Origin of the sequence: Paenibacillus oceani, from assembly GCF_014705615.1 — a bacterium.
Lineage (GTDB): Bacteria > Bacillota > Bacilli > Paenibacillales > NBRC-103111 > Paenibacillus_AB > Paenibacillus_AB oceani.
The window spans coordinates 120,882-139,850 of the sequence record NZ_JACXJA010000022.1; the positions used below are offsets into that span (position 1 = coordinate 120,882).

An 18,969-nucleotide genomic window follows, 5' to 3' on the forward strand; every position below is an offset into this window, starting at 1 on the left:
TCGATGTATGCGCATACAATCCTCCGCAGAAAGTGCCAGTCAGACGGAAGCTGCAAGATCAGCGTTTACAGGTGGACGATAAGGAGTGATGGGATGCGGCAAAAACGGGAGAACGAGCAGAAAAGCGAAAGCCTGCCGGAAGACAGGTCGTCCGAAGTCCGGATTAGCCGAAGAAGACTGTTAACGTTAGGGGCCGCCGGCACCGTCGCCGTAACGGGAACGCTGCTGGGCGCCTCTGTAAGTATGGCTCGCCAGGAAGGCGATGTCACCCGCAGCGTCTATGGGGAGCCGGACGATTGCAGCAGCTGTGAGCCGTTTATTCGGCAAGTAGCCGAAGAGGCCGCCTCGGAAACGGTCCAGGAAGCTTTGCTGGGCGTGAATCTGAAGACAGACTGGCTATTCAATGTGAAGGAGTTCGGGGCGAAGGGAAACGCCAAATACCGGAACCCGGCCAACGGGCAATATTATCAGGACAGCGCCTACACGATGCCGGCCGATGACGACACCGCTGCGTTTAACCTGGCACTTCTCGCCAGCGAGGAGCACACGGGAGGGAACAATACGCCTCTCAAAAGAACCGTATTCGTCCCTGCGGGCGATTATCTGATAGCCGGAACGGTATATGTGCGCAAAGGCCAGCATCTGAAAGGAGACGGAATCGGCTCGGTGCGGATCTTGATACCGGTAACAAGCAGAACCGAGCCTACCTTTCTGATGGGTCGCGCGGTCATCGGCGGTGTAATGCAGGTCGATTCGGGCGGGTTGGCTCCGAGCATATCGGATCTGTCTACAGAAGGCGGTTCTACCGTATCAGCCGTTTTCGATTGCGGTACGACGGCGGGGATCAGTTTGTTCAACCTGTTCATCACGGCGGCCGGGATCGGCGTCGCGGGAGCCGCCGGCGATCTGCAAGCTTACAATCTGACGGTCGATATGTGCCAGATCGGCATGGTGCTGCCGGACCGGGGCCAGCGGAACGTAATCACCGCATGTTCGTTTTTCTGGAACAAGATCAGTATCCGGGTGACCGGGTCGACGTATGACACGATCATCTCGGATTGCAACTTCGCCTTTAATTCCTTTCAGGACATTGAGCTTCGGGCGCCGACGGATGGAGGCAGCATCAAAAACGTATCGATCCGCAACTGCAATTTTACGGCTAACGGGCAGTACGCGACTTATTCGGGAGCGATTATATTTTATAACGTCAGCGATACGGATGTGGCTATCTCGGACTGCGCGTTCCGCAACCTGTACGGCTACGGTGTCGTCTCGCTCGGCACATCGGCGAATAATGCCGTTGTCATCTCCGACTGCATCTTCGATGGCAACAAGACGCATCACGAGTTCGTCCAAGGCACGACCTCCAAAGGAATCAGCATGGGCAACAACGACGTAACCGTGTCCTCCTGCCTGTTCCGCAACCTGAAGGGCGGGTACGCGATACGGGTCGGAGGGACGAGTGGAAGGCTCATGGTCGATAACTGCAAGTGGAGAGGCAATACGGCAAATTATTTCATCGAGGTGACGGCTGCCGGAACCGAGGTGACCGCCGTACACAATACCGGCGACGATGTGTTGCCTCTAATCAATTGCTTCACCGGAGCGAAAGTGTTCTTGGCCGATAACCAAAAGTGGCTAGGGACCATTCAGACCGGGTCGTCCAAGAAATATGTCAAAATACCGACCTTCGACGGCCAGTTGAATGCGCTCGTCCGGATAACCGCCAACCCGCTGCCGGGAGGATCGGCCGCCTACAGAAAGACCGCCCTCTTCTCGGTATACCGGTATACCGATGCGGCCGGCGGAGCGGCCACCGACTATATAGCCAAGACGCTGCTTTCGCAGGCGCCTGCCGGGACAGCGCCCGCGATCGACATCGATCTCGCGCTGGATACCGTAACCGGCGGCGGATCGGGCGGATCGGTGCCGAACCGGTACGTGATCGTTGCCGTGCCGGAATCATGGACCAAGCTGGATATCGCCGTAGAGTGAACCGGATCACAAGGGGGATTTCGCATGAAGACAAAGAAGAGACAATGGTTAGGTTTTAGTCTTGCGATATGCATAGGCGTCGTGTCCGGCTGCTCCGGCGGTTCCGGTACGGGAACGAATGGGGGCGGCGGAAGCTCGGGAACCGGCGGGGGAGAATCGCCTGCTCCTGCGCCCGCGCCTGCCGCGTCAACCGAACCGGTGGAGCTCGTATTCTGGTTCCACGTCGGTTCGATTACGAACAACGATGGCTTTATGAGCGCCTTCGGGAACAAAATCAAAGAAAAGTTTCCTCATGTAACGCCGAAGTTTATCGCCCCTTCGAACAGTGTCAACTTGAAATCGCTGGTCGAATCCAAACAGCCGATCGATATTTTTTATGACGCTTACGGCCAAATATACAGTTATTTGATGGAGTACGGCTTGCAGTACGATATCTCCGGTCTGATTCAAACTCACAAATACGATGTGTCGCGTCTGGAGCCGACCGCGGTAGCGGCGATGAGGCAAATCGCGGGCGGCGGGATGTACGGGCTCCCGGTAACGGTTGATTCTGTCAATCTGATATACAATAAAGCGCTTTTTGAGCGATTTGGCGTGCCAGCCCCGAAGGACGACATGACGTGGGACGATGTATATGAATTGACCAGGAAGATGAGCCGGACCGAAAGCGGCGTGCACTATTACGGGATGGGCATGTCGCCCGGGGCGGTCGCGAACGGCGATCCGCTGTCTCCCGTGTTTATCGATCCGGTCAAGCACCTGGGAATGTTCGCCTCGGAGAAGCCGAGACGGATGTTCGAGACGCTGACGCAGTTTTATCGGATTGCAGGCAACGAGGTCGATTCGACGACTTCCGCTTACGCGACGCAGCTCAAGCTGTTCAGCGAGCAGCGGCTCGCGATGATGCTGGGACCGAACGCGCTCGGAACGAGATATTTTGCCGATAAAGATCCTCATCTCGAATGGGACATCGTATCGTATCCGCGTTACAAGGAGGCGCCTAACGCTGGACCGCAGCTGTCGCCGGGATACTTCCTGATTCCCGTCACCAGCACGCATAAGGAGACGGCGTTTCAGGTGGCGGCCTACGTCACGAGCGAGGAATTCCAGAAACATCTGGCCCGCCGCGGGTATTCGCCGGCTCTGCAAGGCGCCGATATTTGGAGCGAATACGGCAAAGACTTGCCGTACATGCACAATAAACATCTGAAGGCGATGATCCCGGATCGGCCTGCGCCGATCGCGCCGTTATCGAAGTATCAGGCGCTCGCGGCCCCGGAATTTACCCAGATCTTCCACGATATCGCGACGAATGCGAAGGATATCAATACCGCCTTGCGGGAAGCGGACGAGAGGATCAACAAGAAGATCGCCGAGCAAATGGCCAAGTAAACCTATAAATAAATAGATGATCACGGGGGAGAGAAACCAATGGAAACGATTCATCCGATTCAACCTCTTACTGGAACTGGAACCAAGCCGAAAAGGAAACGCTCCATCATCGACTGCGACCTTCATCTGGCCCCTCTGCGCGGGGGATACCAGGCGCTGAAGCCGTACATGTCCCGGTATTACCGGGAACAGATTGAGACCTGGGGACCGCGGGTGCCTGGGCAAATTGGCATGTACAACAACGGAGGGACAAACGGCACAATGCGGGACCATAAAATGCCCCCGGGAGACGAGACGGTCGCGCTCGATTATATTCGATCGAACCTGCTGGATAAATATCAGATCGACTACGGGATCATCACCGGCATGGACTACGGGATCAATACGATACCGGATACGGACTATGCGGCCGCCGTGTGCTCCGCGTGCAACGACTATACGATCGAGCACGTTCTTGCAAAGGAGCCCCGGCTGAAAGCTTCCATCATGATTCCGAAGCAGGACTCCGAGCTGTCGGCCAAAGAGATCAATCGCGTCGCCTCGCATCCCGGATTTGTCCAGGTTATCGTCTCGAACGGAGCCGAGAAGCCTTACGGACACAGGAGGTATTATCCGATCTACGAAGCTTGCGTCCGTCATAATTTGCCGTTTGCGATCCATGTCAGTATGGAAGGAATCGGGATCAATCCTCCTCCGACCGGAGCCGGTTATGTTTCACACTATGCCGAGTACAGGCTGGCCCGTGCGGGTATTATGATGACCCATCTGGCGAGCTTTATCTATGAAGGTGTATTCGAATTGTTTCCGACGCTGAAGGTCGTCATGATCGAAGCGGGCATGATGTGGATTGCTCCGGCCTTATGGCGAATGGACCAGGATTGGAAGGCGCTGCGCCACAATACGCCGTGGGTAAAGAAGCTGCCGAGCGAATATTACCGGGAGCATGTGCGGGTGACGTCGCAGCCGATCGAGCTGCCGGCCAAGCCGGAGATGTTTTTGCCGATGCTGGAGGCGATTCATGCCGATCCGTGTTTAATGTTCGCATCGGATTATCCTCATTGGGACTTCGATTCACCTGCGCTCGCCTTTCCGAAAATGCCGGACCCGCTCTGGGAACGCATCTTTTATACAAATGCTGCGGAGTTATACGGATTGCCGCAGCGAGGCGCGGCAAAGGGAGGGAACGACTAATGCCCAGCTACTTGGCAGGCCGTGTGTCCGAGATCCTTCCCGGCACGCGAAAGATCGTTGAATTGAACCGCCGCAGCATCGGGATCTACAATATCGACGGACGGTTCTATGCGATACGCAATCTGTGTCCCCATCAGGGGGCGCCGTTGTGCGAAGGCATTACATCAGCTTACGTCACCTCTCCGAGGCCGGGCGAGTTCGTATACGAGCGGGAGGGCGAGGTAGTCCGGTGCCCGTGGCATTTCTGGGAATTCGATATCAAGTCGGGCTGCATGATCGTCGACCCGGCGACGAGAACGAAGACGTATGACGTAACGGTGGAACGGTACGACGTCTCCGTAGAAGACGGCAATGTGATCGTTCATATGGCATAAGCGCAGGCCGGTCTGAAAAGCAAGCACCGGCCATACAGCCCGATCTCGGCAGCAGGCACTTGTTACACGTTCGTGACAAATGTCCGGAAAGATTTGTATCGGGACAGCCTTTCCGATATACTACATTTGAAACGAACTGCTATACGCAGAGATCGAAGGAGGCCGTTCAGCCGTGCATCAAGCGATGTATGTCGTGCATGTCATTTGCGCGCTTGCGCTCATTTTCTACATTTTGCTTCCGTTTTTGGCAGGAGGCGCGGTTAATCGTCCGACCGCGGTAGCGCTTCACCGCGGCAACCGGATCGGACAGTACGTTCTCATTCTGGCGTTTTTGTCCGGAGGGTATATGGTCAGCAAGGCCGAATATTCGGTATGGTGGATGGTGATGGCGATCGTACTCGTCCTTGTGATGTTCGCCATGACGGGGATGTCCTCGAAGCCGTTCAAGAAGCTGATCGCCGGAGACTCCACGGCGGCCGCCGTACGCAAGCTGCGGACGTTCACGCTGATCAACGGGGTCAGCTACGTGCTGCTGATGGCCATGATGCTTGGACCGAAGTAACGCAATACGAACAACCGGACTTTCCTATCCAGGGAAGTCCGGTTTTCGTCTTGTTGCACACCGGCCTTGTTACGGAGCCGGTTCGTTAAGCTCGTCGAGCGTTTTCTCGAAGCTGGGGGCGAGGTGCTGCAGAAAGTAACGGATCTCCGGCATATCGAGCTTGTCGATCGACTGCTCGATCTGTTTTTTGGCTACGGCGAATTCGCGATTGCCTGCCGACAGCTCGGAGGCGCATTTCAGATAAGCGTCCAGCAGATCGGCGCCTTTCATATAGCGGGCATGCTCCGGATCGGTATTTTTGCCCTCGATCAAGGGACCGTATACGTGCTGGAGCTCCGGAGGGACCATATTGACGAGCCGCTTCGCCGCGTGCTGTTCAATTTCGCGGAAGTTGCGCAAAATAACGGGATTGTGATGTTTGACCGGAGTCGGGATATCGCCTGTGAATACTTCCGTCGTATCGTGGAACAGCGCTGCGGTGACGATTCTCTCCGTCGGCAGACGACGGCCGTAAACGACGTTGGCGATCGTGCACAAGGCGTGCGTCAGCAGCGAGACGTGAAACGAATGCTCGGCCACGTTTTCCTTATGGACGTTGCGCATCAGGCTCCATCGCTCGATGTAGCGAAGACGGTATAAATAAGCGAGAAAATGACTTTCCATCAGCTTCACCTCATCTGCATTATACAAGACGGTTTTTGGGAAAACCAGCAAGCGGCATTAGCCCATATAGCGGAGGCCAGATACAATATGAGAACTACGCACCGTCAAATCGCGATAGTCGGCCATCGGGGAGCGGCCGGCGAGGCGCCGGAAAATACGCTGGGCTCGTTCGCGCTTGCCGTGGAGCAAGGGGCGGATGCGGTCGAACTGGATGTGCATCTGTCCAAAGACGGAAGCATCGTGGTTTGCCATGATGCGAAGGTGAACCGGACGACGACGGGGAGAGGGGCGATCGCGGAGTTGCTGACAAGGGAGCTGAAGCAGCTCGATGCCGGGATGTGGCACTCCGACAGGTACGCCGGGGAACGTCTGCCGCTGCTGGAGGAAGTATTAGACCTGCTTCCTCCGGCCGTAGGCGTGAACGTGGAGATAAAGATCGACAGCCCGGAGCTTCGGGACGGCCTGCTTCGTCTCCTTCGCGAACGGAGTATGCTGCAACGGGTGTTCGTATCCTCTTTCCACCATGGGGGGTTAACCCGTATGAAGCAGGAGGAGCCTGGCCTCCGAATCGGTCTGTTGGTCGACAAAAAGCCGATCATGCCGGAGGAAGCCGCGCGCAAATACGGGGTGGAGCTGTATTCGATGCATCCCCATCACAAGCTGGTCAACCGGCAGTGGATGGAACAGGCGAACCGGCTCGGCATCCGGGTATATCCATGGACGGTGAACAAAGTTCCGCGTATGGCGGAGTTAATCGCGTTGGGCGTGTCGGGCATCATCACCGACTTCCCGGCTCGCTTGCGGGCGCTGCTGAACAACTAAAAGGCCGCGGGCTCATACGGACCTCCGGTTGGTCGCGTCCCGCGGCAGCTTGTTATCGGATCACCGTTTCGATGCGCCGCTGGATCGTCTGGTGCAGCACTTCCGGCGAAATATGCGGACTGCCCGCATTGATACGCGGGATCTGCATCTTGTTCACGCTTCGGGTCGCCATCTCGGGCACGATCGTGAAGGCGTACTCGATGCCGGCTTCTCTCAGAAGCTCGGAGGAGATCTTATCGTACACGCCGTACGGGTACGCGAGCGTATTGACCTTCTCCGGACCGAGCGGCGTTAACCTTTGGATGCATGCCCGGGTGTCGGACACGATTCTTTGCCGGTACTGTTCTTCCGTCTCCTTTCCTCCGTCCGGGGTAGGCAGGCGGGTGACCATAAACGGCGCGTCGGGATTGTCATGCATCCCTTCCGTATGGCATTGCGCGCTTATAATGCCCGGCATCGCCGTCGTCATCGTCCGGATCTCGTCCGGGGTCATGAAGGTTGGCGTATGCTCGCGCGGGTTGTCGTGTTTGTTCGTAATGATAAAGTTCGCGGCCGGGATTCCCATCCGGGTCAAGATCGGATAAGCGTTCGCATACACGCTCTCGTATCCGTCGTCGAATGTAACGAGCACGGCATTGTCGGGGACGGCGGCGCCTTCCATAAAGGCCAGAAACTGCTGCAGCGAGATGAACGTGTAGCCGTGTTCCCGCAAATAAACGAGCTGCTCCTCGAACAGGTCTGTCGTAATCGTGCCGGAGCTTTCGTCTTCATTATAGATGTGATGATACATCAGGACAGCCACCTGTTCGGCGTACATCGTCTTGCCCTTAGAGACGCCAAGGACCGGCATGAGCAGTGCGATTCCGGCGACGAAAAATATCAGGGTACGGATTAACAGTTTGGTTCGATTCATAGCGGGTTGGACTCCTTGTGCCGGAACTTGTCCGGTTCCGGATGATAGACGGTTTGCGAGCTTCTTCTCTCTGCCAAGAAGCGTCACGGATTCACAATGGTTGGGCTGCATTCCTTTCCTTATCCTTCCGCGTCGAAAACTCTTCAAGGAGAGACGAGGTTGCAAGCCTCGATGATCCGAGCTGCCTTTGCCTTTAGGCATGGGAGTCGATACCGTTGTAAACGTTTGGCTTCATCTGGTATGATCAGGTTATATACGATTCACCCATCATCCCATACTTTTAGACGGCCGAAAGGAGCAGCATGTTTCATGCAACATTTTAAGGAAAGCATTTATAAGCTGATCGTAGAAACTTCTACCAATTTGCCGGCCGACGCACGCCGCGCGATTCAGCGCGCCCAGGAGAGCGAGGACGAAGGGACGCGAGCGGCTCTGTCGTTATCGACGATTTCCGAGAACATTACGATGGCGGAATGCAACGTGTCGCCCATCTGCCAGGATACCGGCATGCCGACTTTTATTATACATTGCCCGGTCGGAGCAAACCAGATCGAAATGAAGAAGAGCATCATTGAAGCGGTCCGCCAGGCGACGAAGGACAGCAAGCTTCGCCCGAATTCGGTCGACTCGCTGACCGGTGCGAACAGTGGCGACAACATCGGTCCGGGCGTTCCCGTCGTTCATTTCGAGCAGTGGGAAAAAGACGACGTCGATGTGCGGCTTATTCTGAAAGGCGGCGGCTGCGAGAACAAAAACATTCAATACAGCCTGCCGGCCGAACTCGAAGGCGTAGGCAAAGCCGGCCGCGACCTGGACGGCATCCGCAAATGTATCATGCACGCCATCTATCAGGCACAGGGACAAGGCTGCAGCGCCGGCTTTATCGGTGTAGGCATCGGCGGCGACCGCACGACGGGTTACGAGCTGGCCAAGCATCAGCTGTTCCGCGCAGTGGACGACGTCAACCCGAACGCCGACCTGCAGAAGCTGGAGGAGTATGTCTTGGCGAACGCCAACAAGCTCGGCATTGGCACGATGGGCTTCGGAGGCCAAGTGACGCTGCTCGGATGCAAAGTAGGCGTGATGGACAGGCTGCCGGCGAGCTTTTTCGTATCGGTTGCTTACAACTGCTGGGCGTTCCGTCGTCAAGGCGTGTTGCTCGATGCGGCGACAGGCGAGATCAAGGACTGGGTGTATGAGGGCGGCAGCAACGTTGCGATGGCCGATCCGGCGGACAAGACGAAGACAGGTGGAGAAGGACGCCGCGAGGTGGTGCTGCAGGCGCCGATCACTGAAGAGCAGATTCGCCAGCTCCAGGTTGGCGACGTTGTCGTCATCAACGGCCTGATGCATACCGGCCGGGACGCGCTTCACAAATATTTGATGGATCATGACGCTCCGGTCGATCTCGACGGACATGTTATCTACCACTGCGGACCGGTTATGGCCAAGGACGAGAGCGGGGAATGGCATGTCAAAGCGGCCGGACCGACGACGAGTATCCGGGAAGAGCCGTACCAGGGCGATATTTTGAAAAAGTTCGGGCTTCGCGCCGTAATCGGCAAAGGCGGCATGGGACCGAAAACGCTCGCTGCGCTTCAAGAGCACGGAGCGGTCTACTTGAATGCGATCGGCGGAGCGGCCCAGTATTATGCGGAGTGCATCAAGAAAGTCGACAGCGTCCATTTCATGGAGTTCGGCATCCCGGAAGCGATGTGGCATTTGCAGGTGGAAGGGTTTGCTGCGATCGTAACGATGGACTCGCACGGCAACAGTCTGCACGCGGACGTCGACAAAAACTCGCTGGAGAAGCTGGCTGACTTTAAAGAGCCGGTATTTAAATAACGGTCCGGTATTGTTCGAGTCGAACGTTATGCCGGAACGATCAGTATGAACGGGAAAGGCCCTGGTATCCGATACCGGGCTTTTCTTTTGCCGTCGGACGTTTACAAAATCTTTACTGGAAAAAACGGAAGGGGCGGACTACGCTATATAAGTTGAACTAAATCGGCTTATATAATTAAGATATCCGATTAAGCTTGGCCCCTGCCGGCAGTCCTGGGGCGTAGAAGGCCGCGCTTACGGATTTCGGGAATTCGGGGATAATAGAGGAGAACTGTGCCGGATTGCAGAGGCCGGGGTCCCGGTACAAGATCTGCTGTTTGCGGACGATGGGGAATGCAGACTGGCAAAGGAGCGAATAACTGTCCATGAAAAAGTTCAGAACGCGGCTGACGCTTCTGTTTGTGGTTCTGATCGGCTGCTCCGTGCTGGCTGCTGCGGTATTTGTAGCATTTATGCTGGAGAGGTCGCATATGAAAGCCCTTCAGGACGGCATGAAGCGCGAGATTCAAATTATTATCGCTACGGCGGAAGGAAGCATTCAGCAGTTTGAACGCCGCAACAGCGATTATTTTACCGAGAGAGCGGTATATTTGAAAGAGTCGGCCGACTCGCGCGTGACGTTCATCTCGGCCGACGGAGTCGTGCTGGGCGATTCCGACCTAGACTCGAAGCAGATGGACAATCACTTGTCGCGCGAAGAAATCCGTCAAGCGCAACAGTCCGGAGCCGGTTACTCGGAGCGGCGCAGCGAATCGACCGGCCAGAACATGTTGTACGTCGCGATGTCGGTGCGCAACGGGGCGGACACCGTAGGATTTATCCGGCTGTCGATGGGGCTTGAAGTGATCGAATCGACCATTAGCAACCTGTGGTGGGGACTCATCGGCGGATTGCTCGTCGTGTTCGTCATCGCCGGGCTGATCAGCTTTCGGGTAGCGCACCAGCTGACCCGGCCGATCGAGCGGATTACACGGGTAGCGCGGCAAATATCGAATCTGAACTACAAATCGCGCGTTTACTTGCGCAACCGGGACGAGATCGGTCAGCTTGGCCAGGCGATCAATACGATGGCGGACAGTCTGCAACTGCAAATGCACCGCATCCTCGAGAATGAAAGCCGGCTGTCCAGCGTGCTGGACAATATGGTGAGCGGGGTCGTCATGATCGACGCCGAAGGCAGGATCGTGCTGGTCAATCGTTCCGCAGAAGAGATACTTGGCTACTCGTCCAAAGATTTTATCGGCAAAAGGTTCGACAGCGCCAATCAGCCGTACGAGCTTGTGCAGATGATTAAGGAGTGCATCGAACGCAACGAGCGGATTCGCGATGAGATTTTGTTTTATTTCCCGGAGGAACGAATTCTCGAGGTGAATCTGGTGCCGATGCAGAGTGTCGACGACGATTGGCTCGGGCTGGTTATTGTTCTGCACGATATTACCGCGTTCCGCCGGCTGGAGCGGGTGCGCAGCGAGTTTGTGGCGAACGTCTCCCATGAGCTGAAGACGCCGGTGGCCGCCGTGAAGGGGTTTGCCGAGACGCTGCTTGCCGGGGCGATGAATGATGCGGATACCGCCAAATCGTTTCTGCAAATTATATACGATGAGAGCGAGCGGCTGAACCGGCTGATCGGCGATATTCTGGAGCTCTCCAAAATCGAATCGAAGCGGGCGCAGCTGCAATTTTCTCCCGTTCATCTGCATAGCTTTGTCGGCAAAACGCTGGATATGATGCGTCCGGCGGCTGACCCGAAGCAGATCGGGCTGGAGATGAAGGTGGATGAGGACATCTACATGGAGGCCGACGAAGACCGGCTGCGGCAAATTATGATCAACCTGCTTTCCAACGGGATCAACTATACGCCGGACGGCGGCAAGGTGAAGGTATCGGTAGAGACGGTGGAGGCGGACGCGGAAGACGAGGCGGAGAAAATACGGATCGTCATCTCCGATACCGGAATCGGCATACCGAAAAAAGATTTGCCGCGCATCTTCGAACGGTTTTACCGGGTCGATAAAGCGAGGTCGCGCAGCTCCGGAGGCACCGGGCTCGGGTTGTCGATCGTGAAGCATCTGGTCGAGCTGCATAAAGGCACGATCCGCGTGGAGAGCGAGCTGGGGCTCGGGTCGAGATTTATTTTGGAACTGCCGGTCATTCAGCAATAGAAGGTTCGGGATCAGGCGGGGAGCGGGCGGGTGAGGCGGCAGGTACTGGGCGGGGGAAGCGTGGAAAATAGAGAAATGGCGCCGATTCTGTTGCAGGACTGTCTGCTTCGCTCCTGTTCTTTATCGGAGTTTAGTCAAACGTGAAATTTTGTGGTAAGATTTTATTATCGTAAACCATTCTCCGGTTCAGGGAGAAGATGAATCTATTTATGCAATGTTTCGCAGGGGGGCTCCATGCCGAAAAACATTTTGGTTGTCGAAGACGAACCGACCTTGGCCCGGCTGCTGTCGTACAACTTGTCGCAGGAAGGCTACCAGACGAAGGTGGTCGACCATGGCGGGGAAGGGCTGCAGACCGCGCTTCAGGAATCGTTCGATTTGATTATTCTCGATATTATGCTGCCTGGGATGAACGGTTTTGAAGTGCTTGCCAAGCTGCGGCAAAAGGGCGTGAAGACGCCGGTGATCATACTGACGGCAAGGAACGCCGAGGAAGAAGTGGTACAGGGCCTCAAGGCCGGCGCTGACGATTACATTACGAAGCCGTTCGGGGTGGCCGAGCTGCTCGCAAGGGTATCGGCCGTCATGCGCCGGACTGGGACGGAAGACACGTTTGCCGTCGAGGAACCGGGAACGGATAAAGTGATTCAGATCGCCGATCTGAGAATTTATCCCGAGAAATACGAGGTCGTCCTGAACGGCGAGCAAATCCAGCTGCGTCCGAAGGAGTTCGAGGTGCTGCTTTATTTGGTGCAGCGGCCGGGCGTCGTAGTGACGAGAGACGATCTGATGAATATCGTCTGGGGATTCGATTATGTCGGCGGACAGCGTACGGTTGACGTCCATGTGAGCTCGCTGCGCAAAAAGCTTGAGATGAACCAGGAAACGGTGCAAATCGATTCGATTCGCGGTCTGGGCTACAAATTAATCGTGCATACGACCAAAAAGTAGGTCCATTTCCCGGGAAATGGGGGCGGCGAACGATAAACCGCGATGCTTTTTGTAAAATGATGCTGAAAAATCGCTTTCTCTTTATCGAGAGGGCGATTTTTTGTTTATCTGTCTATATCGACAGCTTGTGCTCCGGGCGGGTTTTTTCTGGATACGGGAACTCCATTGGGCATATGCGCATACGGTAACAGTAGATGATTGGAAGGGAGGAGAATCCCATGTACTGGATATCTCCATATTGGGTTCGTGCTGATTTCATACCGGTTTGGGCTACAACGATGCAGCAGGCGCTGAACCTGATCAAGGAGGCCGTTCAAGGAGAACGAAACGACGAGTTGTTCTACGACGAACTGATCCAGCTTGCCCCGAATCGGCAGCAAGCGGCGATAATCGAAGGAATCCGCAACGACGAACGGACACATAACCAGATGTTCCGGGATATGTACATGGCTCTAACCGGCCAACTGGTAACCGGTATCAGCAACGAAGCTTACATGAAAGTTGAATCATATGTCGAAGGGTTGGAAAGAGCGCTTAACGGCGAGCTGGCTGCGGTCGAAAAATACCGGAAGATTTGGTTTGGCCTGCCTGCCGGTATTTACAAGGATACCGTCTTCGGCATTATATTGGACGAAATGAAGCATGCGGACAAGTACAACTACTTAATTTCGTTAAACCGATCGGGAAGCTAGCCTGGGTTGCGACCGGGTCACGAGAGCTGCTCCAACAGACATTTTGGCTAACGGCTTCCGGCAGGGAGGCAGGCTGTCACCTTCAAGCCAAAAACTTATTAATCCGGCAATTTCCGGTTAAGGATTGTCCAAAGGAAGCATACTATGCCAAGGAACCGACTTCCAATCCAAGGAGACATCAGCTCGTGGCCGAATATATGCATATTTTTTTTCGTACCATGATTGCGTTCATAATGCTGCTCGTAATCGCGCGTATTCTTGGCAAACAAGTACTGTCCAATATGACGTTTCACGATTTTGTTACCGGTATTACTTTGGGAGCTATCGCCGCCAATCTGGCGTTTAATCCCAAGATCGAGTCTTCGTATCTGGTGCTTTCTCTTGCCGTGTTTACGACGACTTCCTTTGTGATCGCGGTAGTATCCATCAAAAGCAGAAAAGTGCGGAAATGGATCACAGGCTCACCGACGGTTCTGATCGAGGGAGGGAAACTATTAGAGGGCAATATGAAAAAAGTGAAATATTCACTGGATTCGCTTATTCAATCGCTGCGCGAAAAGGATGTGTTCGATCTCCATGAAGTTGAGTATGCGGTGCTGGAGGATAACGGCAAGCTGTCGGTACTCAAAAAGCACGACTATCGGACCATCACCAAAAAAGATTTGCATATTACGCCGAAGGCTCCGACAAACTTCCCGATCGAACTCATTATGGACGGTCAACTAATCGAACGGAATCTGAACGAACACGGCGTCTCGCGTAAGTGGCTGGAGTCTGAATTGGAGCATAAGAATAAGCGGATATCGGATGTTTTCTATGCGGTGAAAAGCACAAGCGGCAAGCTGATGCTCGATTTTTACCAGGACGGCTTAAAACAGCCAATCGATAAAGAACTGAACACATAACACAAAACGCCCCTTGTTTCCGGAACCGGATAGGGGCGTTTTTGGCTATAGGAGGGCTAAAAAGCGGCACTATCCGGCTCGATATTAATTCTCCCGTCCTGTTCGGTGTCGGTCTCATCAAGTTCGTCGTCTTGCCTTAAGCCTGGGCGTTCGTGGGCTTCCAAATCTTCGCCGACATCTTGCAGTACGGCCTGTTCCCGCTTATCCATCGTGTTCCTCCTTTCTGCTCGAACGTTAGCCTTTCCCGGGAGCATGGGCGATATTCGTTCCGGTACCAGAAAGCAGGCCCGGTCACCCGCCTTTCATACTCATCGCACCTGACGATTAACTGTTTTCGTATGGACTGAAACAAAGCGGGGCTTCTTTCGTAAATAGAAGAAACCGAATCTGGGAGGGAATGCCCGTGTGGGAAACGTTGAACCGGAAACTGGACGAAGCGAATGAGAAACGGCAAAAAAAGTTGAAGTACGAACGCCGGTTAACCGATATGCAGGCCCGCATCCGAGAGGTGCAAAGTCAGATTCCCCGGCTGGAGCTGAAGCTGGAGAAGGAAAACCGCGATGTGGAGCAATTGACGAAGCTGACGCTGACTAGTTTATTTCATACGATTTTGCGCAGCAAGGAGGAGCAGTTGGAGCTGGAGCGGCAGGAAGCGCTTCGTGCGGCGTTGCAGTTGCAGGAAGCGAAGGATCAGCTGGCCCAGTTGGAAAAAGAACGAAGCGAGGTCGGCCTGGCGCTGGCGGAGGTGAGGTTAGCCGAGCAAGAATATGAAACGCTGATGCGGGAGAAGGAATCGAAGCTGCAGCAGTATTCGGCCGAGACGGCAAGTCAAATCGCCAGGATGGACGAAGAAGCGGCCTTTACTTCGGAACGCCATGTGGAGCTGCGGGAGGCTGTCGACGCCGGAGAGCTGGCGCTGAATCTGCTGCGTCAGGCGGAAGGGAGTCTGGGCAAAGCCGAAGACTGGGGAACGTGGGACATGCTGGGCGGAGGCACGGTCAGCACGTATATCAAGCATGGCCACATCGACGATGCCCGTTCCATTATTCGTTCGGCGCAGCTCCGGATGCGTCAGTTCGAGAAGGAGCTGGCGGATGTGGGGCGGCATTCGGCGATGAGGATCGAGATTAGCGGCTCTTTGGAGTTCGCCGATTATTTCTTTGACGGATTGATTACGGACTGGATCGTTCAGGGGCGGATTCAGAACTCGCTGGAGCAGGTCCGCAAAGTGCGCCAGAACATGGCCCGCATCGTGGCTGATCTGCAGCGCGAAAGGGCGACAGCGGAAGCCGAACTGACAAAGCTGCGCTCTCGCCGGACGGCGCTGATCGAAGGGGCTTGAATCGCTTCCGGAATGTGAATGGTTTCTGGTGTCGGATCTGGCCGATCGTATCTTGCTTAACGCTAAAAGAAACGGGCTATGCAAGTATGTAAGTATCCAAGTACCTATTGGATTTCCTGTGCAAGTCCGATTCAAGTTACTGTCGGAGCACCCATTCGATTGCCTGTACAAGTATCGATCCAAGTTATCTATTCAGGCACCTAACCGAGCGTCTATCAAGTCCCGATCCGTGTCTAACCGGGATCGTGGTGGTCCGATTTCGATTTTCGGGTGTGTCGTCACTTCGAAAAGAGCGATCCTTATCCCTTATTTTGATGAATAATCGGTTTCCTGTGGAAATAAGAGCGGTTTGGAGCTTTTAATTTCCCTCAATAGAGTGAAATTATGGAAGGGATGCTGGAATAAGATGTGCAAACCGCTCCTAAATGCAAGCTTGGACACGGAATTTGCTTAATAAGACATACGAACCGCTCTAATCGGGTCAACCGACAAAAGAAGCACTACCCGCTCACATTGGATCAACCAATAAAAAGAAGCACGCCCCGCTCTCAATAGTTCAACCACGGAAAGTAAACGCCCATTGATACAAAATTGAAAACCATCCTAGCCTGGCATCTCGCATACGCCATTCGCAACCCGAACCTCTCGCGATTACCGGCCGCCAGGTTAGGGTTCCCCGTACAGAGCCGCCGCGCCCCGCGCCATCTCCGCGACTTTGGTTCGCAGCTCCGCCGGTTCGGCCAGCTCTCCGTGAGGGCCGAGACTTAGCGCGAACCGGCACGCTTCCTCCTCGCTTTGGAACCGCATCCGGCACGGCACGCGTCCGTCTTCGCCTGCAGTCCCTTGTTCCAGCACTTTGGAATATTTCCAGTACATCGTCAGATGGGTATAGGCCGCGTCGATCCGAAACGCCGCTTCGAACCGGGGCAGGGTCGTGACGAACTGCTCGGTCGAAGCTTCCCAGTAGGAAGCGAGCTGAAAGCCGGGAGGCCGCGCGGAAGCTTCGTCCAGCATCTCGCACTGGACGATCCGGGCGATGCGGTACGTTCGCGGCTCTCCCTGCACCCCCGCTACGAGGTACCAGACGGTTCCCTTAATGACAAGTCCGAGCGGATCGACGACCCGTTCGGAGACGCCTGCTTTTCCTTTATCGTAAGACAGCTTCACTTGCCGCTCCCGCAGTACCGCTTCCTGCAGCAGGGGGAGCGGTTCGACCGATTCGCCGGAATCGTGCCAGCCCGCCGCATCGATATGAATCCGCTCGCGGACGAACTCGGCCGTCCGGCGGCCGACGCTCGGCAGCGCGGCCAGCAGCTTGATTAGCGCGCCCTCCGACGCTCGGCGCAGCCCGAGATCGTGCAGAACGCGTTCCGGAGCGCCTACGAATAACGAAGCAATCTCCTCCTCATGCAGCCCGGTCAAGTTCGTCTTGTATTCGTTCATCAACTGCCAGCCCCCGCCGGTGCCCCGCATCGCCATAACCGGCACGCCCGCGCTGCCTAACGCCTCCATATCGCGATGAATCGTCCGTTCGGATACTTCCAGACGGTCGGCCAGCTCCGCCGTAGTTATCCGGCCGTAGGTCTGAAGCAGCAGCATAATCGATAACAGTCGATCGGCTCTCATTCGTCTCTCCTCCCGAAATTTCAATCGAATATCCCCACTATATTTCAATATGACAAAAGGTGTCAACAATGAACGAGTATACTGGATTTATCGGCATAGGCGAAGACATCGGCATCGAAGAAGACACCGGCACGGCATCGACATGTAATCAGCCTCGAATCGGAGCCGGCTGTGCCCGAATAGCCCCGGCAAGCACTGGGGACGCGGTATTGGCTAGCTCAAGCGCCGGGTTGCCGCTAAATGCTCGAAATGAATGAAAAGGAGAGATTCGGATGAAATCAACGAAACCGTTAGCCGGAAAAGTGGCCGTCGTCGCAGGAGGGACGCGCGGATGCGGGAGAGGCATTTCCATTATGCTGGGCGAAGCGGGCGCGACCGTTTACGTGACCGGCCGGAGTGTGAGAGGGCATGCGGCGACGGCCGGCAGGCCCGAGACGATCGAAGAGACGGCGGAGCTTATCCGCGCCAGGGGCGGACAGGCAATTGCCGTACGCACCGACCATACCGTAGAAGCGGAAGTGAAGTCGCTGTTTGAGCGTGTCCAGGACGAGCAGGACGGCCGGCTCGACATCCTCGTTAACGATATATGGGGAGGCGATTCCTTGACCCAATGGGAGACGCTGTTCTGGAACCATTCGCTCGACGACGGTTTGCTAATGCAGCAGCGCGCGGTTACCACTCATCTGATTACGAGCCATTACGGCGCTCCTTTGATGGTTGCCCGCAAACAAGGGCTGATCGTGGAGATCACCGACGGCTGTGACTACCGGTACCGGGGGAATTTGTATTACAGCCTCGCCAAAATCAGCACGATCCATCTCGCGCAGGCGATGGCGGCCGATTTGCAGCCTTACGGCGTAACGGCGCTCGCGCTGACGCCCGGCTTTTTACGCTCGGAAGCAATGCTGGATCTGTTCGGCGTAACCGAGAGCAATTGGCGGGATGCAATCGCACAGGACGTGCATTTCGCCCAGTCGGAGACGCCTGCGTATATCGGCAAAGCGGTTGCCGCTCTCGTTGCCGATCCGAACGTTGCCGCCAAGTCGGGGAAGGCGCTCATGTCCGGGGATTTGGCGGAGGAGTATGGATTTACGGATGCGGACGGCACGCAGCCGAACTGGAATGCGTACTACAAGAAGACATTTGCGGACCAATAAACAGGCGGCCGCAGCAGACGGGGGACGCTGCCGCCCGCCCGCGCTGCGGCCGAATTGCGTAAGGTCACCCGGCGAGCGGCAAGGGTCCCGTATGCCGGCAGCTATAGCGACCGACCTGCTTGCAGCCGGCAAAGTTCCCGGCTTGACGGCGTCCTTCCCAGCCGGCAGCGCAGCGTGAAGCGGAAGAACGGCGGACCCGCACGTCGTTCGACCTTCGTTTCAACCGTTCGGAGAAGGGAGGCAGACTCCTTCGCCGCACCGGCTTCGGCATCTATGCCAAACGCATTATTTTTTGCATAACCGGCATCTTTCGAGTTTTTTTCCAGCCCGATCCTTGATACAATGAAAACGCTGTTACCGTATCCATACAGTCGGTT

17 protein-coding genes are annotated in these 18,969 nt (G+C 55.5%); 13 read left to right on the forward strand and 4 right to left on the reverse strand.

Features of this window, described 5'->3' with window-relative positions; translation table 11 throughout:
- The first annotated feature begins 93 nt into the window (after positions 1 to 93).
- The 5 genes from IDH45_RS17580 (at position 94) to IDH45_RS17600 (ending at position 5,514) form a co-directional block, all read left to right on the forward strand.
- On the forward strand, positions 94 to 1,995 hold the full coding sequence (locus IDH45_RS17580) for a right-handed parallel beta-helix repeat-containing protein (RefSeq protein WP_190929429.1): 1,902 nt from the start codon (positions 94 to 96) through the stop codon (positions 1,993 to 1,995).
- Positions 1,996 to 2,019: 24 nt separating this feature from the next.
- Positions 2,020 to 3,387 (forward strand): ABC transporter substrate-binding protein, encoded by a 1,368-nt coding sequence (locus tag IDH45_RS17585; RefSeq protein WP_190929430.1) that lies wholly within the window; start codon positions 2,020 to 2,022, stop codon positions 3,385 to 3,387.
- A gap of 39 nt (positions 3,388 to 3,426) precedes the next feature.
- Positions 3,427 to 4,578 (forward strand): amidohydrolase family protein, encoded by a 1,152-nt coding sequence (locus IDH45_RS17590; RefSeq protein ID WP_190929431.1) that lies wholly within the window; start codon positions 3,427 to 3,429, stop codon positions 4,576 to 4,578.
- Complete coding sequence (locus tag IDH45_RS17595; RefSeq protein WP_190929432.1) at positions 4,578 to 4,952, forward strand: Rieske (2Fe-2S) protein; 375 nt, start codon at positions 4,578 to 4,580, stop codon at positions 4,950 to 4,952. The genes IDH45_RS17590 and IDH45_RS17595 overlap by 1 nt, the downstream gene beginning before the upstream one ends.
- Before the next feature lie 172 nt (positions 4,953 to 5,124).
- Positions 5,125 to 5,514, forward strand: a complete 390-nt coding sequence (locus IDH45_RS17600; RefSeq protein ID WP_190929433.1) for a hypothetical protein — start codon at positions 5,125 to 5,127, stop codon at positions 5,512 to 5,514.
- 69 nt (positions 5,515 to 5,583) lie between these two features.
- On the opposite strand, the gene yfbR is transcribed toward IDH45_RS17600, so the two are convergent.
- Complete coding sequence (yfbR, locus tag IDH45_RS17605; RefSeq protein ID WP_190929434.1) at positions 5,584 to 6,177, reverse strand: 5'-deoxynucleotidase; 594 nt, start codon at positions 6,175 to 6,177, stop codon at positions 5,584 to 5,586.
- 87 nt (positions 6,178 to 6,264) lie between these two features.
- Between yfbR and IDH45_RS17610 the strand changes: the two genes are divergently transcribed.
- On the forward strand, positions 6,265 to 6,999 hold the full coding sequence (locus IDH45_RS17610; protein WP_190929435.1) for a glycerophosphodiester phosphodiesterase: 735 nt from the start codon (positions 6,265 to 6,267) through the stop codon (positions 6,997 to 6,999).
- A gap of 52 nt (positions 7,000 to 7,051) precedes the next feature.
- Here the strand turns inward: IDH45_RS17610 and IDH45_RS17615 are convergent, their stop codons facing one another.
- Entirely contained in the window at positions 7,052 to 7,912 is an 861-nt protein-coding gene (locus IDH45_RS17615; protein WP_190929436.1) for a polysaccharide deacetylase family protein, read from the reverse strand.
- Between the two features lie 309 nt (positions 7,913 to 8,221).
- Here IDH45_RS17615 and IDH45_RS17620 point away from each other — a divergent pair, with 309 nt between their 5' ends.
- The 5 genes from IDH45_RS17620 to IDH45_RS17640 all read left to right on the forward strand — a co-directional run bounded on the left by IDH45_RS17620 (position 8,222) and on the right by IDH45_RS17640 (position 14,467).
- A complete protein-coding gene (locus IDH45_RS17620) occupies positions 8,222 to 9,757 on the forward strand; it encodes a fumarate hydratase (RefSeq protein ID WP_190929437.1) in 1,536 nt (511 codons plus the stop codon).
- Between the two features lie 365 nt (positions 9,758 to 10,122).
- On the forward strand, positions 10,123 to 11,919 hold the full coding sequence (pnpS, locus tag IDH45_RS17625) for a two-component system histidine kinase PnpS (protein ID WP_190929438.1): 1,797 nt from the start codon (positions 10,123 to 10,125) through the stop codon (positions 11,917 to 11,919).
- A gap of 234 nt (positions 11,920 to 12,153) precedes the next feature.
- Positions 12,154 to 12,870 carry a response regulator transcription factor gene (locus IDH45_RS17630; protein WP_190929439.1) on the forward strand — a complete coding sequence of 239 codons (717 nt, stop codon included), beginning with the start codon at positions 12,154 to 12,156 and terminating at the stop codon, positions 12,868 to 12,870.
- A gap of 218 nt (positions 12,871 to 13,088) precedes the next feature.
- On the forward strand, positions 13,089 to 13,562 hold the full coding sequence (locus tag IDH45_RS17635) for a ferritin-like domain-containing protein (RefSeq protein WP_190929440.1): 474 nt from the start codon (positions 13,089 to 13,091) through the stop codon (positions 13,560 to 13,562).
- Between the two features lie 185 nt (positions 13,563 to 13,747).
- Positions 13,748 to 14,467 carry a DUF421 domain-containing protein gene (locus tag IDH45_RS17640; RefSeq protein ID WP_317891230.1) on the forward strand — a complete coding sequence of 240 codons (720 nt, stop codon included), beginning with the start codon at positions 13,748 to 13,750 and terminating at the stop codon, positions 14,465 to 14,467.
- Between the two features lie 56 nt (positions 14,468 to 14,523).
- Here IDH45_RS17640 and IDH45_RS17645 read toward each other — a convergent pair whose 3' ends face one another.
- Complete coding sequence (locus IDH45_RS17645) at positions 14,524 to 14,676, reverse strand: hypothetical protein (RefSeq protein ID WP_190929441.1); 153 nt, start codon at positions 14,674 to 14,676, stop codon at positions 14,524 to 14,526.
- A gap of 194 nt (positions 14,677 to 14,870) precedes the next feature.
- Here IDH45_RS17645 and IDH45_RS17650 point away from each other — a divergent pair, with 194 nt between their 5' ends.
- The gene (locus IDH45_RS17650; RefSeq protein WP_190929442.1) at positions 14,871 to 15,809 is read left to right on the forward strand and encodes a hypothetical protein; all 939 of its coding nucleotides are present in this window, start codon (positions 14,871 to 14,873) and stop codon (positions 15,807 to 15,809) included.
- Between the two features lie 666 nt (positions 15,810 to 16,475).
- Here IDH45_RS17650 and IDH45_RS17655 read toward each other — a convergent pair.
- Complete coding sequence (locus tag IDH45_RS17655) at positions 16,476 to 17,435, reverse strand: helix-turn-helix transcriptional regulator (RefSeq protein ID WP_190929443.1); 960 nt, start codon at positions 17,433 to 17,435, stop codon at positions 16,476 to 16,478.
- 272 nt (positions 17,436 to 17,707) lie between these two features.
- On the opposite strand from IDH45_RS17655, the gene IDH45_RS17660 reads away from it, so the two are divergent.
- Positions 17,708 to 18,592, forward strand: a complete 885-nt coding sequence (locus IDH45_RS17660; RefSeq protein WP_190929444.1) for an SDR family oxidoreductase — start codon at positions 17,708 to 17,710, stop codon at positions 18,590 to 18,592.
- Positions 18,593 to 18,969: the final 377 nt, after the last annotated feature.

Bases quoted from the DNA above. Each gene is read 5' to 3' on its own strand.
- pnpS (WP_190929438.1), top strand. From the start codon at position 10,123: ATGAAAAAGTTCAGAACGCGGCTGACGCTTCTGTTTGTGGTTCTGATC.
- IDH45_RS17590 (WP_190929431.1), top strand. From the start codon at position 3,427: ATGGAAACGATTCATCCGATTCAACCTCTTACTGGAACTGGAACCAAG.
- IDH45_RS17585 (WP_190929430.1), top strand. From the start codon at position 2,020: ATGAAGACAAAGAAGAGACAATGGTTAGGTTTTAGTCTTGCGATATGC.
- yfbR (WP_190929434.1), bottom strand. From the start codon at position 6,177: ATGGAAAGTCATTTTCTCGCTTATTTATACCGTCTTCGCTACATCGAG.
- IDH45_RS17615 (WP_190929436.1), bottom strand. From the start codon at position 7,912: ATGAATCGAACCAAACTGTTAATCCGTACCCTGATATTTTTCGTCGCC.
- IDH45_RS17595 (WP_190929432.1), top strand. From the start codon at position 4,578: ATGCCCAGCTACTTGGCAGGCCGTGTGTCCGAGATCCTTCCCGGCACG.
- IDH45_RS17635 (WP_190929440.1), top strand. From the start codon at position 13,089: ATGTACTGGATATCTCCATATTGGGTTCGTGCTGATTTCATACCGGTT.
- IDH45_RS17610 (WP_190929435.1), top strand. From the start codon at position 6,265: ATGAGAACTACGCACCGTCAAATCGCGATAGTCGGCCATCGGGGAGCG.
- IDH45_RS17630 (WP_190929439.1), top strand. From the start codon at position 12,154: ATGCCGAAAAACATTTTGGTTGTCGAAGACGAACCGACCTTGGCCCGG.
- IDH45_RS17655 (WP_190929443.1), bottom strand. From the start codon at position 17,435: ATGAGAGCCGATCGACTGTTATCGATTATGCTGCTGCTTCAGACCTAC.
- IDH45_RS17620 (WP_190929437.1), top strand. From the start codon at position 8,222: ATGCAACATTTTAAGGAAAGCATTTATAAGCTGATCGTAGAAACTTCT.
- IDH45_RS17645 (WP_190929441.1), bottom strand. From the start codon at position 14,676: ATGGATAAGCGGGAACAGGCCGTACTGCAAGATGTCGGCGAAGATTTG.
- IDH45_RS17580 (WP_190929429.1), top strand. From the start codon at position 94: ATGCGGCAAAAACGGGAGAACGAGCAGAAAAGCGAAAGCCTGCCGGAA.
- IDH45_RS17660 (WP_190929444.1), top strand. From the start codon at position 17,708: ATGAAATCAACGAAACCGTTAGCCGGAAAAGTGGCCGTCGTCGCAGGA.